Raw genomic sequence first — 24,241 nt, forward strand, 5'->3', positions numbered from 1 at the left:
CCCGCTGACGACGTGGGCCGCGGTCGCTGCTGCTCCCCTCGGTCCCGTTCCGGCGGGCTGGGCAGGTGGGCTGCGCTGGGTTGCCGGGCTGGGTTGCCGCTTCGGGTGGCCGGATTGGGCCGGGTGCGGGCCGAGGCTCAGCTCCGAGCGGCTCGGCCGGTGGGCTGCGCCGGGTTGCCGGGCTGGGTTGCCGCTCCGGGTGGCCGAATTGGGCCGGGTGCGGGCAAGACTCAGCTCCGAGCGGCTCGGCCGGTTCGGAGGGCGACCGGGCGCAGTGCGCGGTCGGGCCAGAGTTGCGGGGGTGCGTGTCTGCTGGGTGCAGCGCGGTCCGGCCCCTGTGGCCGGGTCGAGTGTCTGGCTGGGCGACGCGTGCGGTCCGGGCTCGTGTGGCCGGGTGAGTGTGTGACTGGGTGGAGCGTGCGGTCGGGCCGGTGTGGCCGGGTCGAGTGCGTGGCTGGGCAAGCGTGCGGTTGGGCCGGTGTGGCCGGGTCGAGTGCGTGGCTGGGCAAGCGTGCGGTTGGGCCTGTGTGGCCGGGCCGAGTGTCCGGCCCGTGCGGCGGTGCCTGGTCGGGCCGGGCCGTGGCTGCGTCGGGTTCTGGCCGGGTGCGCTGTTCGGCTGGAGAGCGGCCGGACAGCGAGTCGGCGTTGAGTTACGGACTGGGTCGAGTGCGTTGTCAGACCGGTGCGCCGCAGCGTGACTGGGCCGCTGGCCGACCGATCCGTGCACCTGGCAAGGCGCCGTGGCGGGAACTGGCGGGAACTGGCGGGCGGCAAGCGGGCGCTTGCGTTGGCCGCAGTGGCCGGAGGATGCCGGGTTCCCTCAGTGCACCGTCGTCAAAACCGCACCCAACCGGATTTTGCAGTTTCGGCAAAGAACTTTGTCATCTTCACCCCACCTTCGGATCGTGGATGCAGGAGGTGGTCACCAACATGGCCCGAAACGTGGAGTCCGCAGGTCGCTACGACGTCGTGATCGTCGGTGGTGGGGCGGCCGGTTTGAGTGCGGCGTTGATGCTCGGGCGGGCTCGGCGGTCCGTCCTCGTGGTCGACAGCGGGGAGCCGCGCAATGCGCCCGCTGCGCACATGCATGGCTTTCTCTCCCGGGACGGTCAGCCGCCGGGGGAGTTGCTTGCGATGGGGCGGAAGGAGATCGCGGCGTACGACGGTGAGGTCCTGGCCGGGCGGGTCCGGACCGTCGTCCAAGAGGAGCGGGACTTCACGGTCGAGCTCGAAGAAGGGCGTACCGCCCGAGCGCGGCGGTTGCTGGTCACCACCGGCATCACCGACGAACTACCCGACATCCCCGGCCTGGCCGCCCGATGGGGCCGCGACGTCGTGCACTGCCCGTACTGCGACGGCTGGGAGGTCCGCGACGAGCCCATCGGCGTCCTCGCCACCGGCCCGTTGAGCGTGCACCAAGCACTGCTCTTCCGGCAGTGGACCGACCGGCTCACGTTCCTTCGCCACACCGGTCCCCAGCCGGCCGACGACGAATTCGTGCAGCTGGCCGCGCGTGGGATTGCGGTGGTCGAAGGGAAAGTGACCGAGCTGGAGGTCGTCGACGATCGGCTGGCTGGGGTTCGGCTGGACAGTGGTGACCTGATTCCCTTGCGCGCCTTGGCAATTGCGCCGCGGGCCGTGCCGCGGGCGGCGTTGCTGGCCGGGCTCGGGCTGGAGCCGTCGCCGCATCCGGGTGGGGCCTTCATTGCTGCCGATGCGACTGGGCTCACGGTGGTGCCGGGGGTGTGGGTCGCGGGCAACGTCAGTGATCCGTCGGCGAATGTGCTTCTCTCGGCGGCCTCCGGGGCCAAAGCGGCGGGCGCGATCAACGCCGACCTCATCGCCGAGGAAACCCGCGAAGCCGTACATGGATTCTGAACCGGGGGAAGGAAAAATGGACGCGAAATTCTGGGAAGACCGCTACCGCAGCCGCGACCAGCTCTTCAGCGGCTCGCCCAACGGGGTGCTCGTCACCGAGATCGACGGACTGCCGCCCGGCCAAGCGCTCGACGTCGGCTGTGGCGAAGGTGCCGACGCCCGGTGGCTGGCCAGCCACGGCTGGCACGTCACGGCTGTCGACATCTCGCGGACCGCCCTGCACCGTGCAGCCGCTGCGGCGCGCTCGGCGGATCCCGCGACGGAAGAAGCAGCGGCGGCCGAAAGGATCGCGTGGGTGTGCGCCGACCTGGCGGTCAGCCCGCTGCCGGTCGAGGCGTTCGACCTCATCTCCGTCCAGTACTTCCCGCTGCGCAGGCAATCTGGCGACGGTCCGGTGAAACAGGTGCTCGACGCGGTCGCGCCGGGTGGCACGCTCCTCTTCGTCAGCCACGACCCGGGCGACCTGTCCGCCGAGCACCACGTCGGCGACTACTACCAACCCGCCGACATCGCGCCGCTGCTTGGCGACGGCTGGACCGTGCTCGTCAACGAAAGCCGACCGCGGGTCGCACCGGCGCCGCCTGGCACCGCGCACACGCGCGACACCGTGTTGCGTGCGCGAAAGGTTGGGCATAATCGGAAGTAATATTCCGCACTGCGGATTCCCCGTCTACGATGCCGGTATGAGCAACGACGCCCTCCTTCAGCGGCTCCGGGACGACCTCGGCCCCGCCGCTGTGCTCACCGACACCGACGTGACCAGCACGTACGCGCGCGACATGATGCCGCTCGCGCCCGTGGGCAAGCCGCTCGCGGTGGTGCTTCCGGCGGACACCGCGGGGGTGCAGGCGACGGTCCGCGCCTGCGCTGACGCGAAAGTCCCCATCGTGCCGCGCGGGGCGGGCAGTGGGCTGTCCGGCGCGGCCAATGCGATCGACGGCTGCGTCATCTTGAGCCTGATGAAGCTGAACGAGATCGTCGAGGTCGACCCGGGCAACCGGCTCGCCGTCGTGCAGCCGGGCGTCGTCAACCTCGATTTCCGGTCTGCCGTCGAGAAACACGGCCTGTTCTACCCACCCGACCCGTCCAGCTACGACTGGTGCACCATCGGCGGCAACCTCTCCACCAACGCCGGCGGATTGTGCTGCGTGAAATACGGCGTGACCACGGATTCCGTGCTCGGGCTGGAGGTCGTGCTCGCCGATGGGTCATTGCTGAAGACCGGACGCCGCACTGTCAAGGGGGTTGCGGGGTATGACCTCACGAAGCTGTTCGTCGGCAGCGAGGGGACGCTCGGCGTGATCACCCAGGCGACCGTCTCGCTGCGGCCGCTTCCGCAGGCACCGGCGACGTTGGTCGCGGGCTTCAGCACCACCGAGGCCGCGGGAGAGGCGGTTGCGCGGGCAGTGCGGGAGGGGCTGGTGCCGTCGCTGCTGGAGATCATGGACGCGGCGTCGATCAAGGCGTCGGAGACCTACCTCAAGACCGATCTTGGCGCGGGGTCGGACTGTCAGGCGCTGCTGCTCGGTCAGTCCGACGCGGGTGGCGAGGTCGCGCGTCGCGAACTGGCGCAGCTGGAACAGATCTGCAGCGACTGCGGCGCCGACCTCGTCTACGCCACCGACGACCTCGAAGAGGGCAAGATGCTGCTCCAGGCTCGCCGTGTGGTGTTGACCGCGCTGGAGACCTACGGCGTCTGGCTCACCGACGACGTCAGCGTCCCCCGCACCCGCATCGCCGAACTGATCCGTGGCTGTGAGCGGATCAGCGAGAAGGTTGGGCTGAAAATCGCCGTGGTCGGGCACGCCGGTGACGGAAACATGCACCCGACCATCGTGTACGCACCCGATTCCGAAGACGAGTTCGCGCGGGCGCAGCAGGCGTTCGACGAGATCCTCGAGGTCGGGCTGTCTCTCGGCGGCACGGTGACCGGCGAGCACGGCGTCGGCAAGATCAAGCGCGAATGGCTCGCCCGCGAGATCGGGCCGGTCGGGATTCGCGTGCACCGGCAGATCAAGCAGGCGCTCGACCCGGAGAACCTCTTCAACCCGGGTTCGATGTTCTCGATGACCGACTGAACAGCGAAGCGGCGCCCGGATCTACCCGGGCGCCGTTTTCAGTCGCGTACGCGCGGGATTTGCTGGGTGACCTCGCCCGGGTCCTCGGCGGTCTTCTTCTCGCGACGGCTGCGGAGGTACTCGATCAGGATCGGCACCACGGACACGAGCACGATCAGGATGAAGATCGCGTCGACGTTGTTCTTGATGAAGGTGATGTTGCCCAGCAGCGACCCCAGCACCGTGATGCCCGCGGCCCAGAGGATGCCGCCGATCACCGTGTAGGTGAAGTAGCGTTTCTGGTCCATCCGGCCGATGCCGGCGATCCAGGTGATGAAAGTACGGACGAACGGCACGAACCGCGCCAGCACGACGGCCTTCGGACCGTGCTTCTCGAGGAAGCCGTGCGTTTTGTCCACGTACTCGCGCTTGAAGATCTTCGAATCCGGCCGGTTGAACAGCTTCGGGCCGGCGAAGTAGCCGAGGTAGTACCCGGCGACGTTCCCCACCAGAGCCGCGACGGTCACCAGCACGCACACCAGCCACAGCGGCGCGTCGAGCGTGCCGTTCGCGATGAACAGGCCCGCGGTGAACAGCAGCGAGTCACCGGGCAGCACCGGGAAGATGCTGCTCTCGATGAAGATGATCAGGCAGAGCACGGCGATCACGGGCACCGTCAGCCCGGTCAGCAGGTGCTGCGGGTCCAGCCACGACGGCAGCAGGGACATGGTGGTCACTGTGTTCTGGGCGAGAATCACACCGAAAACGGTACAGGGTGCGCCGGGGAGGGTTCATCGGGCAAGGAATCGCAGGTCATCGTGTGGGATCGGGGTGAAGAAACTCGGGCCCGGAGGGCAGGGCGGGGTGCCGGTCCGGGCAGGCCGGGTTCGGCCGAGCGGCGGTCCGGGCAGGCCCGGCTTGGCCGAGCGGGCGGTGTGGGCCGGGGGCCCGGGTGATTTGGCCGGGTGGCTCGGCGGTGCGGCGGAGTGGCTCGGTGGCCGCGGCAGCTTCGCCTGGTGGGCGCGGCAGCTTGGCTCGGCAGCTTGGCTCGGTGGGTGGGGCAGCCTGGCTCGGCAGCTTGGCTCGGTGGGTGGGGAAGCCTGGCTCGGTGGAGTGGCGGCGTGCGGCTCGGCTTGGCTCGGCAGGTTGGCTCAGCGGGCGCGGCAGCTTGGCTCGGTGGAGTGGCTCGGCGGGCGCGGCAGGCTGGCTTGGCGGCGTGCGGCTCGGCGGAACGGCGTGCGGCTCGGCGGGGCGCGGTGGTGCGGTGGGGTGCGGTGGGTGCCCGCTGGGTGTGAGTGGCTGGGGCGGATCACACGAGGGTGAGCAGGCCGATCACCGATCCAGCGGCAAGGCCGAGGAGGATCGCCAGCAGGAGGACCCAGTGCGCGGGCAGGGGGCTGCTCGGGGTGGGGTGGACCTGGCCGCGGAAGGTCTCGTCGCCCGCGCCCACCGGGGGGATCGAGCCGGTGGTGCCGGGAGCGGTGACGTCGGCCGCGTCGAGGGCGGCGCGTTCGCGGGCGAGGGAGTCCGCGCCTGCGCCGGAGAGGAGGCCGTAGCGGGGTGGGAGCTCGGTGGTCGGACCGGTGGCCGACAACGCATCGGGCCTTGCCGCGGACGCCTCCGCGGCCCCGGTGAAGACTCCGCTTCCGGACGCGGCCGAGGCCGGGAAGGAGCCGGTACCCGAGGCGGTCGGGCCAGGTGAGGCGGGGTAGGAGCCGCTACCGGCGGCGGGCGATCCGGGGGAGGAGCCGGAAGCCGAGTCGGTTGGGCCGGGTGAGGCGGGGTAGGAGCCGCTACCCGAAGTGGGCGATCCGGGTTGGGCCGGGAAGGTGCCGCTACCGGCGGCACGCAATCCGGGTGAGGCGGGGAAAGCGCCGGTACCGGAGGCGGTAGGGCTGCCTGGGACGCCGAAGGCGCCGGTGCCCGTGGCTGAGCCGGGTGCTGGGGTGCCGGTGCCGGAGTTGGCTGGGCCCGACGCAGCGGATGCCGGGGTGCCGGGGCCGCCAGGTGGTGGGGTCGCGAAGGAGCCGGTGCCGGTGGCAGGGCCTGGTGTGGCCGGGTCGGGAGCTTGAGCTCCGAAGGAGCCGCTGCCGGACGAGCCACTGCCGGGCGAGCCACTGCCGGGCGAGCCACTACCGGACGAGCCACTACCGGACGAGCCGCTGCCGGAAGCGGGCTGGTCAGCAGCTGGGTAGGCGCCGGTTCCGGGAGCCGGGCCGGGCTGGGGCGTGGGGAGGATGCCGGTCGGGAGGGGGGCTTCGCCGTCGGGGCGGCCGGGGTTCTCGGGAGCGGTTCCGTCGGGGCCCGGAGTGGCCGCACCGCTGGAATCGGCCGCGTCCGGACCAGGCTCGTCCGGCGCGGATTCCTCCGCCGGTCGCGGGATGGCGTGCGGAGCGAACACGGCCTGGGCGCGCAATGCGTCTGCCAGTAGCCGTTCCGGGTCCTTCGGCTCGCTCATCCGCTCCGTCCGAGGTCGTGGGTTACGTGCTCAAGGTAGCTCGCCCCGCCTCGGCTACCCATTCGCCCCGGTGGAGGACCTTCGTGGGGCGCAGGTCGGGGTCCAGGATGACCACGTCGGCGGACAGGCCGGGGCGCAGGGCGCCGGTGCGGTCGGCGATGCCCAGCAGTTCCGCCGGGCGGCCCGAGGTGGCTCGGACTGCGTCCAGGATGCCGAGTTTTGCACCATTCACCAGGTTGCGGAAGGCGTTGTCCATGGTGAGCGTGCTGCCCGCCAGTGAACCGTTGTCCAGGGTGGCCACCCCATCGTGCACGTCGACCTCCAGGCGGCCCAGCGTGTAGCGGCCGTCGGCGGCGTCGGTGGCCGACATGGCGTCCGTGATCAGCACCGTGCGGCCCTGACCGGCGTGTCGCGCGGCCAGGCGGACGACCGTCGGGTGCAGGTGGACCAAATCGCAGATCAGCTCGACCGTCACGCGTTCGTCGTCGAGCAGGACGCCTACCGGGCCCGGCTCTCGGTGGTGCAGCGGGCGCATGCCGTTGAAGAGGTGCGTTGCCACCGTCGCGCCGGCGTCGATGGCCGGGACCAGCTGTTCGGCTACCCCGTCGGTGTGCCCGATGGCTGCGATCACGCCCGATTCGGCCAGCTGCCGGACCGCCTTGACGCCCCCGGGCAGCTCCGGCGCCAGCGTGACCATCCGGATCGCGCCGTGGCCCGCGCGCAGCAGCTTATCGATCGTTCCGGTGTCCGGTTCGCGCAGAGTGTCCGGGTCGTGCGCGCCGCAGCGGGCGCGGGAGATGAACGGCCCCTCCAGGTGGATCCCGGCCAGCTCGCCCTGCTGTACCAGCTCGCGCAGGGCGGCGATCTGCTCGGTGAGCAGGTCGATCGGGTCGGAGACCAGGCTCGCGAGCGTGGTGGTGGTGCCGTGCCTGCGGTGCGCGCGGACCGCGGTGAGGATCTCGTCCGGGTCGAGCGTGGAGAACGAACCGCCGCCGCCGCCGTGGCAGTGCATGTCGACGAAACCGGGCACGACCAGGGCGCCGCTGACGTCGACGGACTGCGCGGCGGGCGGCGTACCCGTGCCCACCGCGGCGATCCGCCCGGCCGACACGGCGAGCCAGCCGTCGTCGAGTACGCGGTCCGGGGCCACGACGCGGCCGCCCGTGATGACGAAGTCTCCGGCGTGCTTCACAGGGCCCAGCATATATTGGTCTGGACCAGAGAGGGTCGAGCTGAGCCGGATTCGTCCGGCCGGGTCACTGTGGCGACTGCATTGCCTTCTGCAATGCCTCCAGCGCGCGGCTGGCTGTCGACTTCACCGTGCCCTTCGAAATCCCCGCCGCCTCCGAGATCTCCGCCTCGCTCAAGCCGCCGTAGTACCGCAGCACGAGCACCTCGCGCTGCCGCGGTGGAAGCTTCGACAGCGCGTTGACCACGGCCTGGTGCTCGCTCGACAGCATCGCCAGGCTTTCCGCGGACCGCGCGTTCACCGCATGCGGCGGCACGTACTCGCGCGCGGTCTTGCGCCGACGCAGCACACTGCGTGACCCGTTGACCACTGCGGTGCGCAGGTAACCCACCGCAGCCGCGGCGTCGCGCAATCGGCTCCAGTTGCGGTGCAGCCCGGTGAACGCCTCCTGTACGACGTCCTCGGCCGTGGCCGGTTCGTCGACCAGCAGGATGGCGAGCCGCACGAGCCGCATCCGGTGCTGGCGGTAGAGGTCCTCCAGGGTGAGTGGCGTGGCCGGCGCTTGCACCGGGGCCGGCCCGTCCATGGTCCGCAAATGGCCGAGGGTCGCCTCGACACTGCGTTCCGCGTTCCCCTCCAGCATGAATCCCCGCCCGTCCTCGACGTGTCCGGTCAGCAGGCCTGTGGAGGGTGCGAGAGTCACAGCGTTCACACAGGTTCTGACGCACGCCTAGCCTATCGGGTTGGCTCCGCCCCGCCATCGCTCGCATGGTGGGACCACGCTGCAGGTGACAGGTAGCGTCGCGGATGTCACCGCCGCCTCGACCCCGGGAGAACCGCATGGCCTGGTACCTCGTCGAAATCCGCTACGTCCAGGAGAAGCTCGCCGACGTCCGGCCACGCCACCGTGCGTACATCAGCGACCACGCCGCGCAGGGCAATGTCGCCGTCGCCGGTCCGCTCGCCGACGACACCGGCGGTCTGGTCCTGTGGCAGGCCGACGACGAGGCCGCGCTCACGAAGCTGATCGACAACGACCCGTATTACCTCGAAGGTGTCGTCGCCGAGCGCAGCGTGCGCGAATTCCGGCCAACGCTGGGCGCCTGGGTCTCGTAAGCGCTAAAGCTCCAGGACGGCGGGACCGCGGTCCACGCAGATCCGCACGCGCCCGCCGTCCGCGGACGCCACCTCGCAGGTGCCGCAGAAACCCTGCCGGCACGAGTACGGCACGTCCGGCAGCACTTCGCGGACGAGGTCGAGCGTGGACCGGTCGGCGGGCACGTCGAGCGTGTGCCCGCTGCGGCGCAGCTCCACGCGGTACGGCTTGCCGTCCACGATCGGCGGCGGCGAGAACCGTTCGAAGTACACCGCGTTCGTCCGCGGCAAATCCATCCGGACGCTGGTGATCATCGGGGCCGGGCCGCAGCAGTACACCGCAGCGTCGGCGCGAAGGTCTTTCAACAGCTCCGCGCCGGACGCCGGAATGCCGAACTCGCTGTCCGGCCGGACCCAGACGCGATCGGCGGGCAGCTCGTCCAGGAATGGCATCGACGCCAGGTCGCGGCCGGTGTAGACCAGCCGCCAGTCCGCGCCGAGGGTGGCCGCGCGATGCACCATCGGCAGGATCGGCGTGATCCCGATGCCGCCCGCCACGAAGTGGTACGCCGGTGCGGCCACGAATGGGAAGGCGTTACGCGGCCCGCGCACCGTCACGCGCGTACCGGCCGTCAAGGCGTGCACTTCACGTGACGCGGGACCGATCCGCCGCACTGCGATCCGGTAATGCGAAAGGTCTTCCGGCGAACTGCACAGCGAATACTGGCGGACCGCACCGGAAGGCAGGAGCAAGTCGAGGTGCGCGCCGGGACGCCAAGCGGGTAACGAGCCGTCAGGGCGTACGAGTCGCAGGCTCATCACGTCGGAAGCTTCCGCGCGAACCGCGTCGACGATCAGCGAAAGCCGCCGGTCAACGGCTTGCACGGGAGGTCGGCGCCGTGCGGAAAACTCCGCCAGCCGCCGGTAAGCCGCGCTCACGGCGACCAAAGTGGACATCAGCCGGTCGCGTCGTCCACTGCCGTCGAGGCGCGGCGGGAACTGCGGCGCGGTCATCGTGGCGCGTCGGCCGCCTGGGCCGCGGGTGAGCTCGCCAGGTACGCCACGGCCTGGTCGGTGTTCCCGGTTTCCGTGGGGTGATAGGACTTCCGGAAGTACGGCCGGATCTCCCGCAGCAGTTCACGCGGCCCCGGCAGGAGCCCGCGCCGGTACGCCCGCCGGTACGCCCGCCAGGTCGCGCGCCCCGGTCGCTCGGGATCGCCTCGCATCAGGAATCGGGTACCCCGAAGGAAAATCCACGCCAGCACCGGCGTCACCACGATCATGCTGCGCACCCGCCGGAGGTAGCGGCCGTCGAGGTGGCAGAACAAATCGAACGCGACCGAACGGTGTTCCACCTCCTCGGCTCCGTGCCAGCGAAGGAGATCGAGCATGGTTTCGTCCGCGCCCGAAGCGTCCAGCGCGGACGCGTCGAGGATCCACTGGCCCAGGAACGCCGTGTAATGCTCGATGGCCGCGACCAGCGCGAGCCGTTCGATCAGCCACTCGTGCCCCGAGCCGGGCCGGGTTCCCAGCAGCCGCCGGAAAATCCACTCCATCTGCGCGACGTACGGTCGCACCGACAGCCCGGCGACCTCCAGGTGCGCGGCCGCGCCGTCGTGCGCCACGGCGTGCATGGCCTCCTGGCCGATGAACCCGAGGACGTCCTCCTTGAGCCGCTCGTCGCGGATCAGCGGTACGGCCTCCTTGAACACCTCGACGAACCAGCGTTCCCCTTCGGGCAGCGCGATGTGCAGCACGTTGATGCTGTGGGTCGCCTGCGGTTCGCCGGGAATCCAGTGCATCGGCAGGCGCGACCAGTCGAACTCCACGTCGCGCGCGTGGAGCACGATCTGCTCGTGCTCGGCGGTCATGACCGGCCGCTCAGCTCGTAATCGCTCGGGTCGACGCGGCGCGTCTCGAGCCAGTACTTCCACGTGAAGCCCGGCCAGATCGTGCGGTTGACGCCCTTCGAGTCGAGGTACCAGCTCTTGCAGCCGCCCTGCGTCCACACGCCCTTGACGAGCTTTTCCTGGATCTGCTCCTGGAATTCGTCCTGTACTGACGGGCGTACGTCGAGTGCTTCGGCGCCGTGGGAATCGGCCAGCCGGATCGCATCGACGACATACCGCGACTGCGATTCGATCATGAACACCACGGAGTTGTGGCCGAGCGCGGTGTTGGGGCCGAGCAGGAAGAACAGGTTCGGGAACCCGGACACGGTAATTCCCTTGTGTGTCTGGATTCCTTCGGTGGCCCAGGATTTCGCGAGATCACGGCCGTCGACACCGGTGATGTCGAGGTACTCCAGCGCGTCGGTGACCTTGAACCCGGTGCCGTAGATGATCGCGTCGACCTCATGCTCGACCCCGGCACTGTCCACAATGCTGTGTGCGCGGACCTCGGCTACCCCGTCGGTGACCACGTCGACGTTCGGCCGGTCCAGCGCCGGGTAATAGTCATTCGAAAGCAGGACGCGTTTGCAGCCCATCGTGTAATCGGGCGTCACTTTCCGGCGCAGTACGGGGTTTTTGATGCCCTTCGCGATGTGCCGGCGCGCAATGGTCTCGGCGGCGTGCATGAGCTTCGGGTGCCCGTTGAACCCGATGGCGCGGGCTTCGAGCATCCAGTACAGCGCGTTGCGGTACAGCCGTTGGGTGCCCGGCACCCGCTTGAACAGCTGTTTCGCCCAGCCCGGCATTGCGTGGTCTGGCTTCGGCATGATCCACGGCGGCGTCCGCTGGAACAGCTTCAGCCCGGCCACCTGCGGTGCGATCTGCGGGACGAACTGGACGGCGCTCGCCCCGGTGCCGACCACCGCGACCCGCTTGCCGGTGAGGTCGAACTCGTGGTTCCACTGTGCCGAATGCCACGTCTGACCCTTGAACTTCCCGATGCCCGGCAGCTGCGGGATCTGCGGAATGTGCAGCCCGCCGACGCCGGCGACGAGGAACTGTGCGGAAAACTCCGTGCCGCCCTTGGTTTCCACGGTCCAGCGCCGCTCGCGCTCGTCCCAGTGCGCGCCGGTGATCTCGACGCCGAACCGGATCTTCCCGCGCAGCCGGTACTCGTCGGCGACGCCCTTGAGGTAGCCGAAGATCTCCGGTTGCGGCGAGAACGAGCGGCTCCAGTCCGGGTTCTGCGCGTAGGAGAACGAGTACATGTGGGACTGCACGTCACAGGCGCAACCCGGGTACGAGTTGTCCCGCCAGGTCCCGCCCACCTCGTCGGCCTTCTCCAGGATCACGTAGTCCCGGATGCCCGCCTTCTCGAGCTGGATCGCCTGGCCGAGCCCGGAAAATCCGGTACCCACGATCACGACCTTGAACCGCTCGGTCATCTGTCGGCCTCCGCTGCGCTGGGGGTCTGCCGCAGATGATGTTACCTCAAGTAACAGTTACCTGAAAGTACTCCCTACTGGTCAGTACTCAACGGCGGCGGAGGCCAGCTCGACCAGCGTTTCCGGGCTGGCGTGCGCGCCGTTCCACATCGCCGTGAGCCGCGAGATCCGGCCCTCATCGTCCAGTTCCAGGCCGGTGATGCCGAAGCCATCCGGACCGGTCCACTCGTAACCGCCGCTCAGCACGTGCCGGACCTCGACGTGCGGCCCGGCGTACGGCAGCAGCTTCGCGGCCTTCGCGAGGAAGCTGCCGATGCTCTGGTGGCCGATCACCTGCAGGTGCGACGGTAGATCCTCGAACACCGCGTCGACGGTGAAGCACTCCACCGCGACCTGGGGATTTCCGGCCCGCAGTGCCGCCGTCAGGTTCGCCACCGCACGCTGGGCGACCTCGGACGCGGCTTCCCCGGCGCGAGTCTCGCCGAAGTCGGTGGGGGCGTCCGGGACCAGCAGTTTCCGGTAACCGTCGACCCCGAAGTGCCGCCCGTCCCAGTAGTCCACCCAGCGCACGATCTTGCCGTCCCGCACGTCGACGGCACCGGCGAGGCGGATTTCGTTCGGCCCGAACATCCCCGGGGCATCGGTGAAGAACACGACCGCGCTGTGCTCGTCGCCGACGATGCGGGTCGGGTACGACGCCGAAACCGGCGGCCAGCTGGGCATGTTCGCCGCGAATGCGTCGTACACCTCCGGCCAGGAGCGCATGGCCCAGCCGAGCGTGGCGTCGAGGTAGGTGGTGCCGGATCGGGAGAAGTAGTCCATCGTCCGGTCGAGGTCGAGGTTGCTTTTGTCGCGGAAGAACTCCGTCAGCAGTGTCTGCATACCTTCGATCCTGGGCGGGCGCGCGGGCCGGTACGCCGGTCGTCCGGCCAGTTCCGGCCTGGCCGAAAGAACGTACGCTGAGACCATGGAGCACGCGCTCGCCCTCGCGGTACGGATCGCGCAGCAGCCGGGGCCGGAGATGCTCGACGGCCTGTCCGAGGTCGTCGGGGAGTACCTTCCGCACCGCGTGGCCGCCCACCTGGCGATCTACTGCGCGTCGACGCCGGTGCGCGCGGTCGGCGAGCCGGACCTCGCGGCGGCCGTCACCGGGGTCGAGCTCGGTGCGCTGCTCGCGTACGTCACGGCCGGAAAGCCTTGGCAGGGCACGGTTCCGATCGCGGGTGGCAACTTCCCCGTGCTGGCGGTGGCCAGCGACCGCGCGCCGAGCGGGGCGCTGGTGGTCTTCGTGCGGCCGGACGCTGAGCCGTTGCCGGAGGAAACCGTCGCCATGGTCCAGGGGCTGTGGGACCTGGTCACGACGTTCCAGTACCAGCTCACGCTCACCGCTCAGCCGGAAGTGCTCGCGCGGTCGCGCGCCATTGCGCAGGCGCGCGAAACCGCGGTGGCCGAGCTGAGCGAGGCCCACGCGGCGGCCATGGCCGGGCTGCTCGGCGTGCTGCGCAGCAGGCAGCTCGACGACGCGACCGCTCGCGCGTCAGCCATCGACCTCGCGTTGAACGCCCTGGAAGACCTGCGCGCCGAGGCCGAACGCCGGAAGACTCCCGGCGGCGAGGAACCGGTGGGTCGCGCCTTCCAGCGGCTGGCCGAATCGCTGCGGCCGCTGCTGCGGCACGGCCCCGTCGAGCTGGAGCTGGACCCGCCTGCCGAGAGCGAGTTCGTCCCGTCCGACGTCGCGCATGCCGCCCGGATCACCACGCGTGCGGTCGTGCTGGCGGTGCTGCAGCAGGACGCCGTCCGGCGGGTCCGGGTCGGCTGGCAGCTGCGCGGGCACGATCTGCTCGTGCTGGTCCGCGACGACGGCCCGGGCGAGGTCAGCGGCGGGGTCGACCTTGGCCAGCTCGCCGAACGCGTCCGCACCCAGCGTGGTCAGTTCGAGGTCGACGCCACCCCGGGCTGGGGCCTCACGATCCGCGCCACCCTGCCGCTCGACCCGCGGGCGCCCCGGCATCCGCTGGCCGAACTGGGTCCGCGGGAAACCGAGGTACTGCAGCGGATCGCGCTCGGGCAGCGCAACCGCGAGATCGCCGCGGACCTGCACCTGAGCGAGTCCACGGTGAAGTTCCACGTGGCCAACATCCTGGCCAAGCTGGGCGTCGGCTCCCGTACCGAGGCGGCCGCGGTGTTCCACTCCTCCGGGAGTTAGTTCCGGCCCGGCCGACGTTCCGTGAAGGGAACCATCACGGAATCTGATTCCCTGATGGTTCCCTTCACGGACTTGGGGCCGCGCCGACGGTGGCTAGTACCCGCCGCCCAGCTTCCGATGGTCCCAGCTCGCGATCTTCGTCGGGCGCAGGATCAGGCCGATCCGCTTCGGTGCCTGCTGCTCGATGAACGGGCGGAGCTCGCTTTGTCCGCCGCCGGAGTACCGCATCATCAGCGCGAGCCCCATCTCCGTGACCGCGGCGGTGTCGTCGACGATCTCGACGTCCGCCTCGAACGAAACCCCGCGCAGCTCCTCGTACGACTCACCGCTTTCCACGAGCACGGTCGCCTGCGGCAGGCGGCGCAGGTTCTTGCCCTTCTGCGAGCTGCCGTACGTCCACGTCGCGACCCCGCCGCTCTCGTGCGGGAAATACCAGAGCGCGGTGAGGTGCGGGCGGCCGTTCGGGCTGATCGAGGCCACGTTGATGACCTTCTGCTCAGCCAGAAATGCCTGTACCTCGTCCGGTGTCATCCGGATCTGGTCGCGACGCGACATGGACGCTCCTCAGCTGCGTTTCGTGGCAGCGCGTCCGCCGTAGCCGGTCACCGACGACTCGAACGCGCCGCGCTCCTCGATGTCCTTCAGCGCGGCCCGGTCCGCTGCCGGCACCCGGGCCCGCGAGCCGAATTCGATGATCGGCGGCAGGAACGCGCGCAGCAGCTTCAGCCCGCCGACCCAGCGTGGCACGTGGACCGTACGGGCGCGGCGCAGGATCCCGGCTTCGAGGTCGTCGAGGGCGACGTCCAGCGGGTACGTCTTCCCGATCAGCCCTGGCATCGACGAGCGCAGCTTGCCGAACACCGGATGTGCGTCGGCGCTTTCGACCAGGTCCGTGCGGATCCAGGTCGGATGCGCGACCCCGACCTTCACCCCGAGGTGCGCGACCTCCGCCCGCAGGCTGTTGCAGAACGCCTCGACGCCCGCCTTCGCCGCGGCGTAGTTCGCCATGCCGGGCGCGTGCGTGATCGCCGCGAGCGAGGAGATGCCGAGCAGGTACCCGCGGCGCTCGATGACGTGCGGAAGCGTGACGCGGAACGTGCGCCAAACGCCAAGCAGGTCGACCTCGATCACCTTCTCGAATGCGGCGCGGTCCACCGAACGTACGAATCCGGCGGTGGCGATCCCGGCGTTGGCGACGACGATGTCGATCCCGCCGAAGTGCTCGACGACCCCGGCAGTGGCGCGTTCGAGGTCGTCCCAGCTGGTGACGTCGGCCTCCCAGGACCGCGCGTTCGGCCCGATCTGCTTGGCGACCTTCTCCTGCTCTGCGGCCTCGAGACCGACGAGCGCGACCTTGGCGCCGCGAGCCGCGAGCCGTTCGGCCAGTCCGGCGCCGATCCCGCGGGCGGCGCCGGTGATGAGCACGACCTTGCCGTCGACCTGGTGCTTCTGCTGCGCTGCCACGGTGCCCTCCTGAGCCGGTTTCCGCTGTTGGAGGGCACCGTACCGCAACTTACCCGGAGTAGGCTACTGCACGGTAGATGCGCCGCCCAGCGCCGCGAGCTCGTCGCCGGTCAGTTCGAGCGACACCGAGGCGAGCAGATCGGTGAGCTGTTCCGGGGTCCGCGCGCTCGCGATCGGCGCGGCGACCGTTGGCTGCACGCGGAGCCAGGCGAGGGAAACGCTCGTCACCGAAACGCCGTGCGCAGCTGCTACCTCGTCGAGCACGGCCAGCACTCGCTCGCCGCGTGCGTCGAGGTATTCGAGCGCTCGCGGGGCGCGCGGTGAGTCGCCCGGCTGGTCCTTCGAGCGGTACTTGCCGGTGAGGAATCCCTTGGCCAGCCCGAAATACGGCAGGGTGGTGAGGTTCTCGCGAGCGACCAGCGGGGCGAGTTCCTTCTCGTAGTCGCGTTCCACGAGGTTGTAATGCGGTTGCAGGGCAACGTATCGGGCGAGTCCCTGACGGTCCGAAATGGACAGTGCGGAGGCGAGCCGGTCGGCGGTGAAGTTCGACGCCGCAATGTGGCGGACCTTGCCCGCGCGGACGAGCCCGTCGAACGCGGCGAGGGTCTCCTCCTGCGGCGTGCCGGGATCGTCCTTGTGTGCGTAGTAAAGGTCGATGTGGTCGGTTTGCAGACGGCGCAGGGATTCCTCGACGGACCTGGCGATGTTCGCCGCCGACAGGCCCGGCCGCTGGTCACCCATGCCGACCTTCGTCGCGATCACCACGTCGTCCCGGCGGCCACGCGCGGCGAGCCACTTGCCGATGATCGTCTCCGAACCGCCGCCCCCGCCGTAGGTGTTCGCCGTGTCGAGGAAGTTGCCGCCGGCGCCGGTGTACGCGTCGAGCACGGCGAATGACGTGGGTTCGTCGGCGGTGTACCCGAAGACGTTGCAGCCGAGGTCGAGGCCGAAGATGTCCAGTTCCGTGGTGCCCAGCTTCGTCATGCTTTCGAACCTAATCCGGCCGCGGCGGAACGAAAACCGCTGTATCACACGTTGGGCACGGGCATGGGCATCGAATTGGGCAGCATCGGCATCTGGCGTCCCGGGTCGCAGGTCGACGGCGAGTTCGCGGCGGAGGTGGAGAAGCTCGGGTACGGCACCATCTGGCTGGGCAGCTCGCCGGGCGGCGACCTGGGGATCGTCGACGAGCTACTGGCCGCCACCGGCCGGATCGTCGTCGCCACCGGCATCGTCAACATCTGGGCGGACCCGCCCGAGTCGATCGCGCGGGCGTACCACCGCATCGAGCGCAAGTACCCGGGCCGCTTCCTGCTCGGGGTCGGCGCCGGGCACCGGGAGGCCACGCAGCGGTACGCGAAGCCGTACGGCGCGCTCGTCGACTATTTCGACGGACTCGACGCGGCCGGGGTGCCGCAGTACTCCCGGCTGCTCGCCGCGCTCGGGCCGAAAGTGTTGAAACTCTCAGCGGAGCGCGCTGCGGGTGCGCACCCGTACCTCGTCACCCCGGAGCACACGCGTGCCGCTCGCGAACTCCTCGGCGCCGGGCCGCTGCTCGCACCGGAACACAAGGTAGTCGTCGATCCGGATGCCGACCGCGGGCGAGCGCTCGGCCGGAGCGGGGTACAGCGGTACCTCCGGCTGTCCAACTACGTCGCCAACCTGCGGAAACTCGGTTTCACGGACGAGGACGTGACCGGTGAAGGCAGCGATCGGCTGGTCGACACGCTCGCCCTGCACGGCGACGCTCCGTCAGTGGCGGCGGGTCTTCGGGCGCATCTCGAAGCGGGCGCGGACCACGTGAGCGTGCAGGTGCTGAACGAGGATCCGTTCCCGGCATACCGGGCGCTGGCGGCCGAGCTGATCTGAATCGGTCCACCGCTTGTGGCCTTGTGAGGTAGGACCGGTCCGGGCTGCCGGTCCACCTCGTACGATGCCGCTGTAGAAGCCAGTCGTCTCGAGGAGGAACCGATGCCCATCGCCACCCCCGAGGTGTACGCGGAGATGCTCGACCGGGCGAAGGCGAACGAGTTCGCCTACCCGGCCATCAACGTGACCTCGTCGGAAACCGTGAACGCCGCGATCCGCGGGTTCGCCGAGGCGGAAAGCGACGGGATCATCCAGTTCTCCACCGGCGGCGCGGAGTTCGCGTCCGGGCAGAAGGTGAAGGACATGGTCACCGGCGCGTCCGCGCTGGCCGAGTTCGCCCAGGTGGTGGCGGCGAAGTACGACGTCAACGTCGCGCTGCACACCGACCACTGCCCGAAGGACAAGCTCGACGGCTTCGTCCGGCCGCTGATCGAGATCTCGGCGGAGCGCGTCCGCGGTGGCGGGCTGCCGCTCTTCCAGTCCCACATGTGGGACGGGTCGGCCATCGACCTCGACGAGAACCTGGAGATCGCGCAGGACCTGCTGGCGAAGGCAGCGGCGGCGAAGATCATCCTGGAAGTCGAGATCGGCGTGGTGGGCGGCGAGGAGGACGGCGTCGCGCACGACATCAACGAGAAGCTGTACACCGCCGAGGGCGACTTCGTGAAGACGGTCGACGCACTCGGCTCCGGCGACCGCGGCCGCTACCTGCTGGCGGCGACCTTCGGCAACGTGCACGGCGTGTACAAGCCGGGCAACGTGCAGCTGCGCCCGGACGTGCTCAAGCGAGGCCAGGAAGTCGTGTCCGAGAAGCTCGGCCTGGCAGCCGGCTCGAAGCCGTTCGAACTCGTCTTCCACGGCGGCTCGGGTTCGCTCCCGGAGGAAATCCGCGAGGCGGTGTCGTACGGCGTGGTGAAGATGAACGTGGACACCGACACGCAGTACGCCTTCAGCCGCCCGATCGCGGACCACTTCTTCAAGAACTACGACGGAGTACTGAAGGTGGACGGCGAGGTGGGCAACAAGAAGGCGTACGACCCGCGCAGCTACCTGAAGGCCGCGGAGACCGGCATGGCGGCCCGGGTAGTGGAAGCGACGAAGGCGCTCGGGTCGGCGGGTAAGAAGCTGGGCTGAGGGTTTTCTCTTTGTGGCGGCCTCTCCTCGGACGTGTTTTCGGGTCCGGGGAGGGGCCGCTTTTCTGTGTCCAGATGACCGTTGATCATGACCAACAATCGGCAGCCAGTGCTCCGGCTGCTCGACGACCCAGCGACGTTGCGCGCGGCCAAGGAAGACCCCGCTGCCTTCGTGGAGCACGAAAGGATCATGGTCATCGATGAGGTGCAGTTGGCCCCCGAGCTTCTTCAACCGATCAAGGTGTCCGTGGACCTGGATTCGGTACCGGGACCTCAAAAGTGGCTCTCGTGGACACGTGAATCGCCGGTCATCTCATCGGCCAGGACCCGGCGAGGCTGGGCGAGCCGACCAGCGCCGCGGGAGCCATGATGGAGAACCTCGTCGTGATGGAACTCGCCCGTCAACTCACCTGGTCGGAAGGACGCGGACGGCTGTTTCACTACCGCACCAAGGACAAACAGGAAGTCGACAGGCCTCGCACCCTGACCCCGGCGCCGCTCAAACCGCGACGATCTCGACCACGCTGTCCAACCCCGTGAAGTCGTCCTGGTCGCGGGTATACAACGGCAACCCGCGCGCGGACGCGATGGCCGCAATCATCAGATCCATCCGGCGCGGATTTCGTTTCGCCGCAAGGGCTACGAGCGTTCCGTACCGGGCAGCGGCTTCCTCGTCGAACGGCAGCGGCTCGAAGTCGGCGATCGCGGCTCCGAGTTGCTCGGTTCGTGCCGCGCGCACCGCAGCGTCCTTGGCCATTGCGACGCCTTGGTGCAGTTCCGCCATGGTGATCGCGGTCAGCTCCGGCATCCGAGGCAGCGCGGATGGTTCGAGAACTCCAAGGTCGAGGTAGACGCAGGTGTCGAGCACTCCGGACTCGTGCTGCTCAGCCATGCTCGTCCACGCGGTCTTCGGTGCCGAAGAACTCGTCCGCATCCTCCCGCATCCGGGCCGCGTCGACCCGGGGCAGCAGCCGGTGCCGCCGGACGAGCTCCTCCGCAGTCGGCCGCCGCCGCCGGGAAACCGGCCGCAACTCGGCGACCTCCACCCCGTTGCGGGTGACGTGGTAGGTCTCCCCCGCCTCGACTGCGTCCATGACGGCAGCGGAGTTGTTCCGGAACTCCCGCTCAACTACCCCGCTGATGTTCGCCCGGCCCACCAACGTCGTACCGGATCCGCCGCGGCCCACAGCACAAACACCCCCACCACCGCCACCCCAGCCGTCCAATACGACACCGGCGGCGCGGACTCCGTCAAAACCTCCCCCAAAATCCACGGCCGCAACTGCGACTGCACCCAAAACGCGCCATACCCCAGCCCGGTCACCAAAACCGCACCCGCCAGCGCCGGTCGCGGAAGCAGGAAGGCCACATCCACTGCCAGGCCAACCGCCAGCAGGTAGAACGGCACCGTCGACACCGGAAAGCCCAGCCCCAGCAGCAACGGCCACATCACGCACCGGTACGCCACATACGCGCCCGCCACGAAAAGGCCCGTCCAGCGCAGGCCGACGGTCCGCCGGGCCAGTACCAGAATCAGCGCCGAGACTCCGATGCCCCACAGCGGGTACACCCACTCCGGGATCGGCATCGTGAAGTGCAGCACCGCCGCGCGGTCGATCGGGTGGCCGATCTGGTTGGCGGCAAACGAAAGCAGCGTCGGTTCGGCTTCCGGCGTACCGCGTTCCCATGCGCGCAGGCCGAGGATTCCGTACTCCTGCTGGCCGTTCGGGAAGAACGTGTTCTCCAGGAAGAACGCCCACAGCGCCAGCAGCACGCCGGTGCGGAAGCGGCCCGGCGGCGCGAGCCGCAGCCAGCCAAGCAGGACGCCTGCCTGCATGATGCCCGTGCCGAGGTACAGCATCATGTGCGACGGGCTCCACGCGGTCAGGTCGAGGCCGTTGACCCGGTGGTTGATCACGTCCAGTGGCGCCGCGACCAGGAACACGATCAGCCCGGCCTGCATGAGCCGCAGCGAACGGCGGTCGCAGCCGAGGCCGGTGTAGCTGTGGATCGCCACCAGCACCACGATGATCACCGTGCCGACGGTGTTGATCAGGTGCGGCGGCGCGAGGTCGTCCCGCAGCCAGCGGAAGTGCCACGACATGTCCCATGACGACCCGACCAGCTTGAACGCGAACGCGGTCACCCACATGCCGTAGCAGAACCGCAGCACCCACGCCGCCGTCGGCTGACCCGGCGCGCCGCGGTGCCAGTGTGTTGCGAAGAAGAGCCTGGTCTTGCCAACGGGTCCGCGGGGAACCACGGCGACCTCGTCAACCGTCATGGGCGTCATCATTCCCTGCGGCCGGACCGCAACGTTGCCTCAGGGCCGAAAATCAGGGTTCACCCCTACGGGTGGCGGGCTTGCCCCGGCGCCGCCGGGCACGGCAAAGTGTCGCGCCATGATGCCGAAACGGGCCGTCGCGGCCGTGCTCATCGCTGCCCTCGTCCTGGCCGGTGGAGGCGTGCTCACCAGCCTCTTCCTCTGACGGAGGACGCCGTGGGCAGAATGGCAGCATGACGCACAACCTGCTGGGCCCCGACCCCACGCTTCTGCCCGAGCACACTGCCGCGCAGGCCGCGCTCGACGCCGGTTCGGATCCGTCCGCCGTGGCCGCCGAACACCCCGACTTCAGCGAGGCCTGGGCCACGCTCGCGGAACGCGCGCTCGCCGACGGCGAGACAGTCGCCGCGTACGCGTACGCGCGCACCGGCTACCACCGCGGCCTCGACCAGCTTCGCCGCGCCGGTTGGAAGGGCTTCGGCCCGGTGCCGTGGTCGCACCGCCCCAACCAAGGCTTCCTTCGCGCACTCGCCGTGCTCGGCACGGCTGCCGGCCGCATCGGCGAGACCGAGGAGTACGAGCGGTGCAAGACGTTCCTCGCCGATTCCGACCCCGCCGCGGCCGAGGCGACCGGCTTGAAGTGACCGGCTCGAGGTAGCCCTGGGGATAGCCGCATTTCAGACATTTCGGGAGTGCGGCTCTCCACATGATCCACCATTGGGTGACAGCCTGGGGTGTTGCCATTTGGTGACACCTATATCTCTGGCCATGCGAGGCACGGCCATGCTGACTCCCCGGATCCGCACCCTCGGCACCGCACTGCGCGAGGCCCGGATCGACGCCCACTTCGGACTACGCGAACTCGCCCGCCGGGTCGGGTTCAACCCGGCACTGCTGTCGAACTGGGAACTCGGTCAACGAGTACCCAGCATCGAGGACGTCGCGGGCATCCTCGGCGCGCTCGGTGTCGTGGGTGAGGACAAACAACGGATCCTGCAGCTGGCCCGCGGGTCCGCGGAACCGGGCTGGATCACGCTCGGCGGGCCGTCCGAACCCGACCACCTGTCCGGCCTGCTCGCGTGCGAACGGGTCGCGACGTCGGTGGTCGAATGGCAGCCGCTGCTGGTACCCGGGCTGCTGCAGATCCCGGACTACGCGCGGGCGCTGTTCCTGGCCGACGGCGCGTCGCCGGAGGAGGCGGAACGCCAGGCGGAAGTACGCATGGTGCGCCGCCCGCTGGTGGTCGGCCCCGGCGCGGTGCCGTTCGAGGTCCTGCTCGGCGAGGCGGCAGTCCGCAACCCGGTCGGCGGCGCCGCCACCATGGCGCGGCAGCTGCGATTCCTCGCCGACCTGGCGGCCACGTCGGCGAAGCTGAAGCTGCGCATCGTCCCGGCCAACACGGGCGGACATTCGGGCTTGGCGGGCCGCTTTTGCGTGTACGACATGCAGGCGTCCATCCCGATCGTCTACTTCGAGCACTTCAGCTCAGGCGCCTTCGTCCTCGACGCGGGCACCTACCACGCAGCAGCAGACCGCATCCGCGAAACCGCCATGGACGACCGCGCGTCGGCGGCCTTCCTGCAACGCAGCGCCGACCACTTCCGCACCATCGCCCAGGAAACCACCGACGGCGCTAGACCGGGGCCGGACTAGCGCCGCGTTCCTTCGTCACTTCCGGTCAATCGCAGAGTCGTTTCGATCAGCTGCCCGCCGAGTCCGCCGTTGCGTATTCGGATCACATACAGGCGCCGCGCATTCGCCATTCTGGCGTTCAGCCTCGACTTCACGTTCCTTCGCGCGATTTCGTCTTGTGCCCACACGTCGCCGGTCGGCAAGGCAGGTACCTCGAAAGAACGGGGGAACGGACCCGGCCGGCCGGGGGAGGGAGCCAGCCGGGTCCGAGGTCGTCAGGCGACTGCCGCCAGCGCCGGGACCGGCACCGACCCCACTACCCGGTTCCGCCCGCCGTCCTTGGCGGCGTACACCGCGGCGTCGGCGGCGGCCATCACTTCCTCGATACTCACGCCGTCGAGAGGGAACGCCGCCACGCCGATCGACGCTGTGCGCCTTTCGATCGTCACTGACTTGCCTTCATTCGTCAGCGTCGGCACCACCAGTTCACTGATCCGCTGCCGAATCCGTTCTGCCGTCACGATTGCGTCTTCCTTGGACGTCGACGGCAGTAGCGCCACGAACTCCTCACCACCGAAGCGGCCGACGAGATCGTGGGCGCGTGTTTCCTGTTTGACCACCGCAGCGACGGCCTTCAGTACGTCGTCGCCCGCGAGGTGGCCGTACGTGTCGTTGATGTGCTTGAAGTGGTCCAGGTCGATCATCAGCGTGCCGAAGCTGCCGGTTTCGCGCTCGGCGCGGGAAATCTCGCGCTGTGCGCCTTCCTGCCACGTCGTCGCGTTGAGCAGCTGCGTTTTCTGGTCCGTGGTGGCGAGCTCTTCGAGCCGTTTGATCAGCACCGACCGCTGAAGCACGTACAGCGGCAGAATCACCAGCACCGCCAGCAGCGGCTCCTGCGTCAGCACCATCACCAGCAGCCCGCCGACGCACAGGGTCGCCAGCTCCAGCAGGTTGTCGTCCATGCCGCCGAGGCACGACTCCACGGACGCCTTCGCCGGGTTCGCCAGGTACAGCCCGAGGCCGGTGAGCAGGGTGTTCACCGTGAAGTGCACGAGCGCCGCGGCGCCGACGGTAACCACCGTGAGCCCCGGTGAAGCGACCACGACGAGACCCGCGGCGCAGCCCGACAGCGTCGCCGTGGTGATGTTCGCGGCCACCCGGTGCGCTTCCCCCGGCCGGGTGCCGGACCAGCTGCGGAACGCGAGGTAGACGTACAGCGTCACGCTCAGCAAGGCCACCAGCTGCGCCGGCAGCAGCACCCCCGCGGGCAGCAGCCACACCGACACCATGTTCACGTGCGGACCGTCGGCGAGGCTGCGCCGCTGCCGCTCGAGACGGCGGCTGATCTCCGTCTGCGCGATCGCCACCGCCGTGATCAGGGCGAAGATCCGCAGGTGCCACGCGGTCGTGGGCTGCGTCAGCGTGGCGTACCCGGCCCAGCCTGCCGCGATCCCCATCGCGACCAGCGTGACTGCGATCCACCGCGGCGGGCGTTGCCACAATGCCCAGTGGGTGGGATAAAGACTGTCGCGCAGTAATGCACGTTCCCCCGATGTGACCATTTCTCCCCCAAAGCCTTGTGCGAATGTCCGGTGACAATCTCCTCACGGACAGTTTCAGCCCGTTTGCCGCCTGTCCA

Annotated in this window: 24 protein-coding genes and 1 pseudogene; 10 read left to right on the forward strand and 15 right to left on the reverse strand. The window is 69.4% G+C overall.

The window, feature by feature from the left end; all coding sequences use genetic code 11:
* Nucleotides 1-930 precede the first annotated feature (930 nt).
* The 3 genes from OO71_RS13080 to OO71_RS13090 are packed head-to-tail and all read left to right on the forward strand — an operon-like array spanning nucleotide 931 to nucleotide 3,956.
* Nucleotides 931-1,878, forward strand: coding sequence for an NAD(P)/FAD-dependent oxidoreductase (locus OO71_RS13080; RefSeq protein WP_211260510.1), 948 nt, complete (start codon nucleotides 931-933; stop codon nucleotides 1,876-1,878).
* A gap of 16 nt (nucleotides 1,879-1,894) precedes the next feature.
* On the forward strand, nucleotides 1,895-2,524 hold the full coding sequence (locus OO71_RS13085) for a class I SAM-dependent methyltransferase (protein WP_033290018.1): 630 nt from the start codon (nucleotides 1,895-1,897) through the stop codon (nucleotides 2,522-2,524).
* Nucleotides 2,525-2,561: 37 nt separating this feature from the next.
* Nucleotides 2,562-3,956 carry an FAD-binding oxidoreductase gene (locus OO71_RS13090; protein ID WP_033290019.1) on the forward strand — a complete coding sequence of 465 codons (1,395 nt, stop codon included), beginning with the start codon at nucleotides 2,562-2,564 and terminating at the stop codon, nucleotides 3,954-3,956.
* A gap of 38 nt (nucleotides 3,957-3,994) precedes the next feature.
* Here OO71_RS13090 and OO71_RS13095 read toward each other — a convergent pair whose 3' ends face one another.
* The 4 genes and pseudogenes from OO71_RS13095 to OO71_RS13110 form a co-directional block, all read right to left on the reverse strand.
* Nucleotides 3,995-4,693, reverse strand: a complete 699-nt coding sequence (locus tag OO71_RS13095) for a DedA family protein (protein ID WP_033290020.1) — start codon at nucleotides 4,691-4,693, stop codon at nucleotides 3,995-3,997.
* Between the two features lie 551 nt (nucleotides 4,694-5,244).
* A pseudogene (locus tag OO71_RS50050) lies at nucleotides 5,245-5,505 on the reverse strand (hypothetical protein); the annotation flags it as partial.
* Between the two features lie 910 nt (nucleotides 5,506-6,415).
* On the reverse strand, nucleotides 6,416-7,597 hold the full coding sequence (nagA, locus tag OO71_RS13105; protein WP_033290021.1) for an N-acetylglucosamine-6-phosphate deacetylase: 1,182 nt from the start codon (nucleotides 7,595-7,597) through the stop codon (nucleotides 6,416-6,418).
* A gap of 52 nt (nucleotides 7,598-7,649) precedes the next feature.
* The gene (locus OO71_RS13110; RefSeq protein WP_033290022.1) at nucleotides 7,650-8,225 is read right to left on the reverse strand and encodes a SigE family RNA polymerase sigma factor; all 576 of its coding nucleotides are present in this window, start codon (nucleotides 8,223-8,225) and stop codon (nucleotides 7,650-7,652) included.
* Nucleotides 8,226-8,422: 197 nt separating this feature from the next.
* Here OO71_RS13110 and OO71_RS13115 point away from each other — a divergent pair, with 197 nt between their 5' ends.
* Nucleotides 8,423-8,698, forward strand: a complete 276-nt coding sequence (locus OO71_RS13115; protein WP_033290023.1) for a YciI family protein — start codon at nucleotides 8,423-8,425, stop codon at nucleotides 8,696-8,698.
* Between the two features lie 3 nt (nucleotides 8,699-8,701).
* Here the strand turns inward: OO71_RS13115 and OO71_RS13120 are convergent, their stop codons facing one another.
* The 4 genes from OO71_RS13120 to OO71_RS13135 form a co-directional block, all read right to left on the reverse strand.
* Nucleotides 8,702-9,691: a PDR/VanB family oxidoreductase gene (locus tag OO71_RS13120; RefSeq protein ID WP_033290024.1), complete on the reverse strand. Its 990-nt coding sequence runs from the start codon at nucleotides 9,689-9,691 to the stop codon at nucleotides 8,702-8,704.
* Nucleotides 9,688-10,548, reverse strand: a complete 861-nt coding sequence (locus tag OO71_RS13125; RefSeq protein ID WP_033290025.1) for a metal-dependent hydrolase — start codon at nucleotides 10,546-10,548, stop codon at nucleotides 9,688-9,690. Before OO71_RS13125 ends, OO71_RS13120 begins: the two co-directional genes overlap by 4 nt.
* Entirely contained in the window at nucleotides 10,545-12,014 is a 1,470-nt protein-coding gene (locus OO71_RS13130; protein WP_033290026.1) for a flavin-containing monooxygenase, read from the reverse strand. The genes OO71_RS13125 and OO71_RS13130 overlap by 4 nt, the downstream gene beginning before the upstream one ends.
* Nucleotides 12,015-12,095: 81 nt before the next feature.
* Nucleotides 12,096-12,896 (reverse strand): nuclear transport factor 2 family protein, encoded by an 801-nt coding sequence (locus OO71_RS13135; protein ID WP_051791512.1) that lies wholly within the window; start codon nucleotides 12,894-12,896, stop codon nucleotides 12,096-12,098.
* 85 nt (nucleotides 12,897-12,981) lie between these two features.
* Here OO71_RS13135 and OO71_RS13140 point away from each other — a divergent pair, with 85 nt between their 5' ends.
* On the forward strand, nucleotides 12,982-14,220 hold the full coding sequence (locus OO71_RS13140) for a helix-turn-helix transcriptional regulator (RefSeq protein WP_033290027.1): 1,239 nt from the start codon (nucleotides 12,982-12,984) through the stop codon (nucleotides 14,218-14,220).
* A 93-nt stretch (nucleotides 14,221-14,313) separates the two neighbouring features.
* On the opposite strand, the gene OO71_RS13145 is transcribed toward OO71_RS13140, so the two are convergent.
* The 3 genes from OO71_RS13145 to OO71_RS13155 form a co-directional block, all read right to left on the reverse strand.
* A complete protein-coding gene (locus tag OO71_RS13145) occupies nucleotides 14,314-14,775 on the reverse strand; it encodes a pyridoxamine 5'-phosphate oxidase family protein (RefSeq protein ID WP_033290028.1) in 462 nt (153 codons plus the stop codon).
* Nucleotides 14,776-14,784: 9 nt separating this feature from the next.
* Complete coding sequence (locus OO71_RS13150; RefSeq protein WP_033290029.1) at nucleotides 14,785-15,684, reverse strand: SDR family oxidoreductase; 900 nt, start codon at nucleotides 15,682-15,684, stop codon at nucleotides 14,785-14,787.
* Nucleotides 15,685-15,747: 63 nt separating this feature from the next.
* Nucleotides 15,748-16,668 carry an aldo/keto reductase gene (locus OO71_RS13155; RefSeq protein ID WP_033290030.1) on the reverse strand — a complete coding sequence of 307 codons (921 nt, stop codon included), beginning with the start codon at nucleotides 16,666-16,668 and terminating at the stop codon, nucleotides 15,748-15,750.
* A 63-nt stretch (nucleotides 16,669-16,731) separates the two neighbouring features.
* On the opposite strand from OO71_RS13155, the gene OO71_RS13160 reads away from it, so the two are divergent.
* The 3 genes from OO71_RS13160 (at nucleotide 16,732) to OO71_RS51600 (ending at nucleotide 19,226) form a co-directional block, all read left to right on the forward strand.
* The gene (locus OO71_RS13160; RefSeq protein WP_033290031.1) at nucleotides 16,732-17,553 is read left to right on the forward strand and encodes an LLM class F420-dependent oxidoreductase; all 822 of its coding nucleotides are present in this window, start codon (nucleotides 16,732-16,734) and stop codon (nucleotides 17,551-17,553) included.
* Nucleotides 17,554-17,655: 102 nt separating this feature from the next.
* Nucleotides 17,656-18,687, forward strand: a complete 1,032-nt coding sequence (gene fbaA, locus OO71_RS13165) for a class II fructose-bisphosphate aldolase (protein ID WP_033290032.1) — start codon at nucleotides 17,656-17,658, stop codon at nucleotides 18,685-18,687.
* 314 nt (nucleotides 18,688-19,001) lie between these two features.
* Nucleotides 19,002-19,226 carry a DUF4143 domain-containing protein gene (locus OO71_RS51600; RefSeq protein ID WP_425388672.1) on the forward strand — a complete coding sequence of 75 codons (225 nt, stop codon included), beginning with the start codon at nucleotides 19,002-19,004 and terminating at the stop codon, nucleotides 19,224-19,226.
* Here the strand turns inward: OO71_RS51600 and OO71_RS13170 are convergent.
* Genes OO71_RS13170 through OO71_RS13180 form a run of 3 tightly spaced genes read right to left on the reverse strand, consistent with a single transcriptional unit; the run spans nucleotide 19,186 to nucleotide 20,970 of the window.
* Nucleotides 19,186-19,578: a type II toxin-antitoxin system VapC family toxin gene (locus OO71_RS13170; RefSeq protein ID WP_033290033.1), complete on the reverse strand. Its 393-nt coding sequence runs from the start codon at nucleotides 19,576-19,578 to the stop codon at nucleotides 19,186-19,188. The genes OO71_RS51600 and OO71_RS13170 overlap by 41 nt on opposite strands.
* Complete coding sequence (locus OO71_RS13175; protein WP_281178410.1) at nucleotides 19,571-19,873, reverse strand: type II toxin-antitoxin system Phd/YefM family antitoxin; 303 nt, start codon at nucleotides 19,871-19,873, stop codon at nucleotides 19,571-19,573. Before OO71_RS13175 ends, OO71_RS13170 begins: the two co-directional genes overlap by 8 nt.
* Nucleotides 19,816-20,970: a hypothetical protein gene (locus OO71_RS13180; RefSeq protein WP_425388670.1), complete on the reverse strand. Its 1,155-nt coding sequence runs from the start codon at nucleotides 20,968-20,970 to the stop codon at nucleotides 19,816-19,818. Before OO71_RS13180 ends, OO71_RS13175 begins: the two co-directional genes overlap by 58 nt.
* A 233-nt stretch (nucleotides 20,971-21,203) precedes the next feature.
* Between OO71_RS13180 and OO71_RS13185 the strand changes: the two genes are divergently transcribed.
* Both OO71_RS13185 and OO71_RS13190 read left to right on the forward strand, forming a co-directional pair.
* Nucleotides 21,204-21,614 (forward strand): DUF3151 domain-containing protein, encoded by a 411-nt coding sequence (locus tag OO71_RS13185; RefSeq protein ID WP_033290035.1) that lies wholly within the window; start codon nucleotides 21,204-21,206, stop codon nucleotides 21,612-21,614.
* Nucleotides 21,615-21,738: 124 nt separating this feature from the next.
* Complete coding sequence (locus OO71_RS13190; protein WP_033290036.1) at nucleotides 21,739-22,623, forward strand: Scr1 family TA system antitoxin-like transcriptional regulator; 885 nt, start codon at nucleotides 21,739-21,741, stop codon at nucleotides 22,621-22,623.
* Between the two features lie 254 nt (nucleotides 22,624-22,877).
* Here the strand turns inward: OO71_RS13190 and OO71_RS13195 are convergent, their stop codons facing one another.
* On the reverse strand, nucleotides 22,878-24,059 hold the full coding sequence (locus tag OO71_RS13195; protein ID WP_033290037.1) for a GGDEF domain-containing protein: 1,182 nt from the start codon (nucleotides 24,057-24,059) through the stop codon (nucleotides 22,878-22,880).
* Nucleotides 24,060-24,241 lie beyond the last annotated feature (182 nt).

The organism is Amycolatopsis jejuensis, assembly GCF_000717335.1.
Classification (GTDB): Bacteria; Actinomycetota; Actinomycetes; order Mycobacteriales; family Pseudonocardiaceae; genus Amycolatopsis; species Amycolatopsis jejuensis.

Bases quoted from the DNA above. Each gene is read 5' to 3' on its own strand.
- OO71_RS13130 (WP_033290026.1), bottom strand. From the start codon at position 12,014: ATGACCGAGCGGTTCAAGGTCGTGATCGTGGGTACCGGATTTTCCGGG.
- OO71_RS13090 (WP_033290019.1), top strand. From the start codon at position 2,562: ATGAGCAACGACGCCCTCCTTCAGCGGCTCCGGGACGACCTCGGCCCC.
- OO71_RS13195 (WP_033290037.1), bottom strand. From the start codon at position 24,059: ATGGGGATCGCGGCAGGCTGGGCCGGGTACGCCACGCTGACGCAGCCC.
- fbaA (WP_033290032.1), top strand. From the start codon at position 17,656: ATGCCCATCGCCACCCCCGAGGTGTACGCGGAGATGCTCGACCGGGCG.
- OO71_RS13110 (WP_033290022.1), bottom strand. From the start codon at position 8,225: ATGCTGGAGGGGAACGCGGAACGCAGTGTCGAGGCGACCCTCGGCCAT.
- OO71_RS13185 (WP_033290035.1), top strand. From the start codon at position 21,204: ATGACGCACAACCTGCTGGGCCCCGACCCCACGCTTCTGCCCGAGCAC.
- OO71_RS13160 (WP_033290031.1), top strand. From the start codon at position 16,732: ATGGGCATCGAATTGGGCAGCATCGGCATCTGGCGTCCCGGGTCGCAG.
- OO71_RS13140 (WP_033290027.1), top strand. From the start codon at position 12,982: ATGGAGCACGCGCTCGCCCTCGCGGTACGGATCGCGCAGCAGCCGGGG.
- OO71_RS13120 (WP_033290024.1), bottom strand. From the start codon at position 9,691: ATGACCGCGCCGCAGTTCCCGCCGCGCCTCGACGGCAGTGGACGACGC.
- OO71_RS13180 (WP_425388670.1), bottom strand. From the start codon at position 20,970: ATGACGGTTGACGAGGTCGCCGTGGTTCCCCGCGGACCCGTTGGCAAG.
- OO71_RS13170 (WP_033290033.1), bottom strand. From the start codon at position 19,578: ATGGCTGAGCAGCACGAGTCCGGAGTGCTCGACACCTGCGTCTACCTC.
- OO71_RS13135 (WP_051791512.1), bottom strand. From the start codon at position 12,896: ATGCAGACACTGCTGACGGAGTTCTTCCGCGACAAAAGCAACCTCGAC.
- OO71_RS13115 (WP_033290023.1), top strand. From the start codon at position 8,423: ATGGCCTGGTACCTCGTCGAAATCCGCTACGTCCAGGAGAAGCTCGCC.
- OO71_RS13145 (WP_033290028.1), bottom strand. From the start codon at position 14,775: ATGTCGCGTCGCGACCAGATCCGGATGACACCGGACGAGGTACAGGCA.
- OO71_RS13085 (WP_033290018.1), top strand. From the start codon at position 1,895: ATGGACGCGAAATTCTGGGAAGACCGCTACCGCAGCCGCGACCAGCTC.
- OO71_RS13125 (WP_033290025.1), bottom strand. From the start codon at position 10,548: ATGACCGCCGAGCACGAGCAGATCGTGCTCCACGCGCGCGACGTGGAG.
- OO71_RS13080 (WP_211260510.1), top strand. From the start codon at position 931: ATGGCCCGAAACGTGGAGTCCGCAGGTCGCTACGACGTCGTGATCGTC.
- nagA (WP_033290021.1), bottom strand. From the start codon at position 7,597: ATGCTGGGCCCTGTGAAGCACGCCGGAGACTTCGTCATCACGGGCGGC.
- OO71_RS13155 (WP_033290030.1), bottom strand. From the start codon at position 16,668: ATGACGAAGCTGGGCACCACGGAACTGGACATCTTCGGCCTCGACCTC.
- OO71_RS13190 (WP_033290036.1), top strand. From the start codon at position 21,739: ATGCGAGGCACGGCCATGCTGACTCCCCGGATCCGCACCCTCGGCACC.